Raw genomic sequence first — 6,000 nt, 5'->3', positions numbered from 1 at the left:
CTAAAGCGAAACTTTGTCAGTGTCGTAGCTCTGGCTTGTGCTTTTGTCTGGTTACCAATGTGAAACGTCAACAGCTCCTAGTTATTTTCAGTTCGGCCAAGGCCAATGATCAGACTATTGCCATTCCCATTGTCGAAGACTGTGAGGATATGCTGAACGATAACTATGTCCAGCAGGTGATTACAGCTGAACCCGTGATACATGAATTTGATATCAGGCTCGAACGTTTTGTCTACGGCCTTATCGGGTATGCAACGCTTCAAGCTCCAGCATGGTCAATACCCTCTCTGAAGAAGCAAATTGCTTCTTTGTACTCAAAATGCGATGGGACAGCATCTCGCGGCATTGTGCCTCGGGAGAATGGGCAGGTTTCTAATCTTCTTGTCGATGATCTGAACTTAATGGAAAAGTATGGAGATGGAAGAATTATCGTGATAGTCGACAAAGGAAAAGATGTCCGAACAATACGACTTGCTCCATGAGTAAGCTGCGGAAATAAACCATTAGAAAACATAGTATTAATATGTTTTTCACGACGTTACCGGGCAATATGACTTCGCATTGCAAGCCGAATCCATCGAGGCAAGTCATATGGCCACATCCGATACCATCCAGGAACCAGACACCGCTGGCACATTCGAAAGCGCCAGGTAGTCCTGGACATTAGCAGCAGTAATACCGCCAGACGGGCAAAAACGTACCTGAGGAAACGGCCCTCCGAACGCCTTCAGAACGGCAACACCACCAGACGCTTCAGCCGGGAAAAACTTCAGGCATGTGTAGCCGTGTGCCAGCGCCAGCATGATTTCGCTGGCGGAAGCCACACCGGGGATGAATGGAATCGTTTGGTTTCGGGCATGGTGTAACAATACTTCGGTCTGACCGGGAGACACTGCAAACTGAGCTCCTGCCTTTATCGCCTGATCATAGTCCGAAGTATTAAGCACGGTACCGGCGCCCACCAGCACATCAGGAAAGATACGACGCAGTTCAGTAATGGCGTCCAGTGCGACGGGCGTTCGGAGGGTGACTTCCAGAACAGAATGCCCGCCCTCAATCAATGCGTTGCCAACAGCAACCGCCTGCGCCACGCTATCCACCACCAGTACCGGCAGAATGGGATGGATGGCCAGTATCCCGGCCGGTTTCAGCGTCCATTGATTCATCACCGTGTGTCCCCTCTTACAACGTATCCAGATTTTCCAGACACCATTCTGCCCTGTCCAGCACCGCGCGCTGCTCGTCATTGCTCCGCTTGTCCCAGCCTTTATACACAACACCGGTACGATGGTTAACCGCCAGCTGGTCACGGTGCCTGAGCATAAAATGCCAGTAGAGGCTGTTCAGCGGGCAGGCGTTTTCCGTTGTTTTTTCCTTCACGTTGTAATGGCAGCCACGGCAGTAGTCGCTCATTTTGTTGATGTAATTGCCACTGCCCGCATACGGTTTTGACGCCACCAGCCCCCCGTCGCCAAACTGGCTCATGCCGCGGGTGTTGGGCAGTTCCACCCACTCAATGGCATCCAGATAAATGCCCAGGTACCACTCATCGACCTGGTCCGGATCAATCCCGGCGAGCAGGCAAAAGTTGCCGGCCACCATCAGTCGCTGAATATGGTGGGCATACGCGAAATCAAGGGACTGGCTGACAGCCTGCTGCAAACAGCGCATGTGTGTTTCGCCGGTCCAGAAAAACGCAGGCAATGTCCGCCGGGCATTGAAATGGTTCATCGACCGGTATTCCGGCATATTGGCCCAGTACATGCCCCGCACAAATTCACGCCACCCCAGTACCTGCCGGACAAAACCTTCCACCTGGGCAATGGTGATGGTGTCAGGCGACGCCTGCCAGGCGGCAATAGCCGCCTCAATCACCTGCTTCGGGTGGAGCATCTTGGTATTGAGCGCAAACGACAGCCGTGAGTGGTAGAGGCTCCAGCGATGGTCACTGTCAGCCGTCATGGCATCCTGAAAGCGCCCAAACGACGGCAGGCAATATCGACAGAAATGTTTGAGTACCTGTAAGGATTGCTTGCGGGTAACTGGCCATATCAACGGATCGGTCGGTACACCGAAATGTGCCACCTGGTGACGCTCAATGCGCTGTAGAATATCCGTAACCGGGTTGGCGAAAAGAATCGGTTCAGGAATCTCGGCAAGGTCTGCTTTTTTCAAGGATTGCCGGTTATCGCTATCAAAATTCCACTGCCCGCCTGCGGGCTGATCACCCTCCATCAGGATATCGAATCGCTTGCGCATCTTGCGGTAAAACGCTTCCATCCTTACCGCTTTGCCGGGCGTAAAATAAGATTCCAGCTCATCAAACGGCAGCATGAAGTGTTCTGACTCATACCGGTTGATGGTAATCCCTGATCCCAGTGAAGGCTTTAACAGCTGTTGCTGGAGCCGGTGTTCATCAGGTTGCTGGTATTCAAAGTCAGTGATGCCGTATTTTTCCGTCACATGCCTGAGCAGTGCCGGCAAATCGTCAAATGACGCGGTATCGTCCAGCGTCAGATACAGCACATCGTGGCCGGACTGTTTCAGGGCATCGGCAAACGATGCCATCGCCGCAAAAAACGCACAAAGCTTCTGGATATGATGACGAACGTAGTTCGTTTCCTGGAGCAATTCCGCGATCAGGTAAAGACAGCGGTCATCTTTTTTCCGAAACCAGCGGTGTGCGGCATTAAGCTGATCCCCCAGAATCAGGCGAAGGCGCTGGTACTTTTTCATGACTTCCCTACCCGGTTAGGTTGCGACGACAGCGTTCAGAACAATACCTGACCTCCTCCCAACATCGGAACCACTTCTTTCGTCAGGTGAAGGGCCGCCGGCATACGGCACAGTTTTTTACATCTTTGGTGTTGTTATGTGATTCTGACTGGCTCGCCAACAGGGGTGTCCTGATTATCCACGGCCAATCCGTACAGCATAACGGCTAAACGGGATTAAGTAGAAGCAGCCAGTCGTTTTCATCGGAGGCGGTCATGTTCTCGATCAGTACTACGCATCATCAAATACGAAAGACTTGATCACATAGAGCCTGAAAACAGCGTTCATCACCTTAGAACAAGAAAACCACTGTTCAATCAGGCATTTTCCGTTTCCTTGAGTTCCCGCAAATACTTGAAGACGGTCGCCCTTCCCATATTCAGGACATTGGCCACATAATTCTGGGAACTCTTCCCCTTGAACGCACCATTGTTGTACAGCTCTGTCACCAGCGCCCGCTTTTGTGGATGCGACAATCTCGCCATCGTCAGCCCCTGCTGCGTCAACCAGTGCTGGATGAACGTGTTGATGCGTTCCTGCCAGTCATCCTGGAACAGTTTGTCCGGCTGCGGCACCAGTTGTGGATGGGAAAGAAGAATGTCGAACGCCTGCTTCGCCTGTTCAAACACATCCAGCTTCATGTTGATACAGAGCAGACCGATGGTATGGCCATCATCATCCCGCAGCACAATGCTGATGGAACGTTGCCTTCCGCCATCCCAGCCGACTTTCTCATAGGGACCGATGACAGTTTCCGGTTCTTCAGGCGCAATATCATCCAGCGCCGAGTCATCTCCCAGCGACCGCTTCGACAGGTTGTTGGCGATGTACACCACCTTCTGGGACGCGTAATCATGAATGACCGCCTCCACATAACCCGCAAAGAGGGCAACGATGCCATCCGCCACAGGCGCATAACGTTCAAGTAACAGGGCCTCGGTACCGGATGTTTTTTTCTTACGCATGGATTCACTATGAGTCATGAATGAAAACCGACCAGCCCATCAGGTTGTGTGAAAACGCCAGCGGTTTCCCAATAAACCAGTTGCTGCCCTGCCCCGGTGGGTCAACACATTGGGCAACGCCCGAACACTATCCCTATCACTCCGGGGTTGCAAGGCAGCCGTCTGAGCTCATCCACTCTGCTTACTTACAATCCATTGTCGTTGATCACGGCGATACATGACTGATACAGGCGTCGTATACCAGGGTGGCGATGATGATGTCCTGCACCGCGACACCGGTATAGTCAGCAACGGTCAGGCCCGCGGCAGAACCATCGCACTCTTCCGCTAAAGCCTGCCCAAACGACACCGCTTTTTCTGCGATGTGTTCTTGGGCATATTGTAATTCGCCATGGTCACGGCACTGGTCGTAGCTGTCCACCAGCAGCAGGTCAGCACGTTCCAGCACATTGCCACAGAGCTCCCGTTTGCCCGGGGAGTCACAGCCGAAAGCATTGATATGGGCACCGGGCTTCAGCCAGCCTGCATCCAGGTAGGCTTCCTTACTCGGCGTCACGGTCGTTATGATGTCCGCCTGTTGGCACAGGAACTCAATATCTGACGCCGGGGTTACCGCAATATCGTAAGGCGCCATCCGTTCAGCCAGCGAAGCTATCGAGGCCGGTTTCCGATCAAAGGCAACGACCTGGTTGATACCCAGTGCAAGGCAGGTATCCCGTGCCTGGTAATACCCCTGAATACCACAACCCACGATACCCATGGTTTTCGCCGCCGGCGCAAACCGTTTGGCCATCATGGCACCGGCTGCCGAGGTTCTTAAATCCGTCAGCAGCCCTTCATCCTGTAACAGTGCCAGTGGGAAACCGGTCTCGACATCCAGCACCATCAGGCAGCCGCAAGACGACGGCAGCCCCTTACCAGGATTCGTATAACTGCCCGCCGCAATCTTGATCACAGCATAGGGCGATGTGTCAGCCCGGCCATACTTCAGGTGCAGTTCACCATGGGGCAAGGCCAGGTAACCCACCGGGGGAATATCGTACTCTCCCCGGGCGTAATCACGGTAACCATCGGCAATGGCGGCCATCAGTACCGACAGGGACGGCAGGTTGGCTTCGATATCCGCTCTAGTGAGTATGTTCATGGTGCTCACCCCCGCTGTTGATGACACGCTGGAACACCGCATCTGTGATGTTCTGCCCGCACAGCACCACCACCACGGTTTTCCCCTGGTAATGCGCCTTTGCCTGCAGCAACCCAGCCACCGCCACACCCGCCGCACCTTCTATCACATAGCCGTGCGCGTTATGCACCAGCCGCATGGCATTGGCAATGTCGTCTTCAGAAACGGTCAGGGTTTCCGTAATGGTCGACTGACACAGGGGCAAGGTAATCGCGTCATCATCAACCCCCCCGGCCGTGCCATCAGACAGGGTATCCTGCTCCTTAACGTCAATGACCTTGCCTGCCCGCAAACATTCCAGCATGGCCGGAGCATTGGACGGCCAGCATCCGACAATCTCGACATCGGGTTTCACCGAAAGGATGTTGGCGCCCAGACCGCTGATCAGCCCACCGCCGCCAACACTGACAAACACCGCTTCTACATCAGGCAGGTCAGACAGGATTTCACGCCCGATGGTGCCCTGCCCGGCAATCACATCAGCATGGTTGTAGGGGCTGACGTAGGTAAGCCCTTGTTCACGAGCATCCCGTGCCGCGACTTTTTCGGCCTGGTCACTGCTGCCCGGCACCTTTACCAGCTTGGCGCCGGTGGCCAGGATTTTCTGTTCTTTCGTCGGGCTGATGGATTCCGGGACATAAATCGTTACCGGGATGCCCAATGCGGTCGCGGCGGTTGCCGTGGCGGCGCCATGATTACCGGAGCTCGCCGTCAATACGCCCTTGACCCGATCCTCAGGCGCTAACCGCAGCATGGCGCTGACCGCACCCCGGATCTTGAAGCTCCCTGTGGTCTGGGCATTTTCACATTTGAGGTACACCTTACAGCCGGTCAACGCTGACAACGGCTCCGAATAGACCAGGGGTGTCTTAACAACCCGGCCATCCGCATAAAAAGCGGCATCCGGCAGAGCCTGGGTCTTTGCCACAATGGCTTGTCTGTCTACGGACATCTGACATCTCCAAACTACCAAAATAAATACTTTTATGTATATTATGGACTTTATAGTACACGGTAGATTTTGAGTGTCAATCGCCCTGAAACGTTGGATCATGTGCCCAACGCGTACGGACAGGT

General features: G+C 53.9%; 6 protein-coding genes and 1 pseudogene. 1 reads left to right on the top strand and 6 read right to left on the bottom strand.

Translation table 11 applies throughout. From position 1 onward, the window contains the following. Positions 1-482: hypothetical protein (locus tag ABD892_RS19255; RefSeq protein ID WP_345197676.1), on the top strand; the 482-nt coding region annotated here is incomplete at its 5' end. 105 nt (positions 483-587) lie between these two features. Here ABD892_RS19255 and eda read toward each other — a convergent pair. The 6 genes and pseudogenes from eda to ABD892_RS19225 all read right to left on the bottom strand — a co-directional run bounded on the left by eda (position 588) and on the right by ABD892_RS19225 (position 5,875). Next, positions 588-1,166 carry a bifunctional 4-hydroxy-2-oxoglutarate aldolase/2-dehydro-3-deoxy-phosphogluconate aldolase gene (gene eda, locus ABD892_RS19250; RefSeq protein WP_345197675.1) on the bottom strand — a complete coding sequence of 193 codons (579 nt, stop codon included), beginning with the start codon at positions 1,164-1,166 and terminating at the stop codon, positions 588-590. Between the two features lie 16 nt (positions 1,167-1,182). Then, entirely contained in the window at positions 1,183-2,736 is a 1,554-nt protein-coding gene (locus ABD892_RS19245) for a cryptochrome/photolyase family protein (protein ID WP_345197674.1), read from the bottom strand. Between the two features lie 7 nt (positions 2,737-2,743). After that, positions 2,744-2,815 (bottom strand): annotated as a pseudogene (locus ABD892_RS19240) (DUF2256 domain-containing protein); the annotation flags it as partial. 277 nt (positions 2,816-3,092) lie between these two features. Next, a complete protein-coding gene (locus tag ABD892_RS19235; RefSeq protein ID WP_345197673.1) occupies positions 3,093-3,758 on the bottom strand; it encodes a helix-turn-helix transcriptional regulator in 666 nt (221 codons plus the stop codon). 187 nt (positions 3,759-3,945) lie between these two features. Further along, positions 3,946-4,884: an ornithine cyclodeaminase family protein gene (locus ABD892_RS19230; protein WP_345197672.1), complete on the bottom strand. Its 939-nt coding sequence runs from the start codon at positions 4,882-4,884 to the stop codon at positions 3,946-3,948. After that, positions 4,868-5,875 (bottom strand): threonine/serine dehydratase, encoded by a 1,008-nt coding sequence (locus ABD892_RS19225; protein WP_345197671.1) that lies wholly within the window; start codon positions 5,873-5,875, stop codon positions 4,868-4,870. The genes ABD892_RS19230 and ABD892_RS19225 overlap by 17 nt, the downstream gene beginning before the upstream one ends. Between the last annotated feature and the right edge of the window lie 125 nt (positions 5,876-6,000).

Source organism: Kistimonas scapharcae, assembly GCF_039540975.1.
GTDB classification, from domain to species: Bacteria; Pseudomonadota; Gammaproteobacteria; order Pseudomonadales; family Endozoicomonadaceae; genus Kistimonas; species Kistimonas scapharcae.
Note: the sequence above shows the minus strand (reverse complement) of the source record. Positions and strands in the feature narration are given on the sequence as shown.